Below are 1055 nucleotides of genomic sequence, written 5' to 3'. Positions count from 1 at the left end.
ACCGCGAAGAACGCCATGACCAACGAGGTCAGGCAGCTCATCCAGACGCATCGGGAGGAACTGATCACCCTCCTGCGCGACCGGGATGGCGGGCGGCAGGAGGACCCACCGGCACAACGCGACACCGTCGAAACGATCAAGATCAGCGCACCCGGCCTGGTGCTGCGTCCTTGGCGCCTGGACGACGCGGCAGAGGTACTGCCCGCGCTGCTGGAACCCGCCATCGCCCTGTGGAACCCGCCCCGCCCCATGGTGGTCGACCTGAAGAGTGCCAAGACCTGGCTCGCCCGCCGGACAGACCTGTCGACCGGCGACCACATCTCGCTCGCCGTCGCGGACCCGGCCACCGGGACGCTGCTTGGCTCGGTGTCGCTGCACAGCATCCGCGACGGCAACGCGTCGGTCGGCTACTGGACCGTCGAGTCTGCCCGCAAGCGTGGCGTGGCGTCCCGGGCGGTGGCGGCGATCACCGAATGGGGCTTCCTCCAGCGCGGCCTGCATCGGATCGAGCTGTGCCACGCGGTGGCCAACCCCGGATCGTGCGGGGTCGCAGAGCGGGCCGGTTACCAACTGGAGGGTACCTTGCGGGAGTCCCTCCGATACGGCGACGGTCGCCGCCACGACGAGCACGTACACGCGCGGCTGACGAGCGACAGCTGACTCCCGACAACGGTGGCGGTGGGTCGAACCGGCGCCGCCGACAGCTTGGCTGCCGTCTCGACTCGGCGGCCGGGACTGTACAAATGTTAACTTGACACTCCCGCACGGGGCGTCGCGGCAGTTCTGGTCCTTCTGCACTTCGACCATATCCGAACCGCATGACCACGATCAGTCGTCACCGCTTGCGTGAAGGGCTCCCTGTCAGACCGGCTCGATATCCACTGCGGAAGGACCGAAATCCAACTCGCGCCTGGCGCTCCGTTGGCGTTGGTCCGAACCGCCGTAGTTCTCTAGCACCGGCGATGTCCCCAGTCTCATCCTGCGCTCGGTCACTGCCAGTGGCGCGTCCGTGTCGTCGCGGTCGATGGCTGGAGGTCGGGTCGCGCGGGTCTGGC

2 protein-coding genes are annotated in these 1055 nt (G+C 68.1%); one reads left to right on the top strand and one right to left on the bottom strand.

From position 1 onward, the window contains the following. Positions 1-660, top strand: a 660-nt coding sequence (locus ACFP2T_RS35375) for a GNAT family N-acetyltransferase (RefSeq protein ID WP_377429610.1), incomplete at its 5' end; no start/stop codon positions are given. A 201-nt stretch (positions 661-861) separates the two neighbouring features. Here ACFP2T_RS35375 and ACFP2T_RS35370 read toward each other — a convergent pair. Next, positions 862-1055 (bottom strand): hypothetical protein (locus ACFP2T_RS35370; protein WP_377429608.1); only part of this gene is annotated, 194 nt, incomplete at its 5' end.

This window comes from Plantactinospora solaniradicis (assembly GCF_042658085.1).
Lineage (GTDB): Bacteria > Actinomycetota > Actinomycetes > Mycobacteriales > Micromonosporaceae > Plantactinospora > Plantactinospora solaniradicis.
This window is presented reverse-complemented; position numbering and strand designations above follow the sequence as displayed.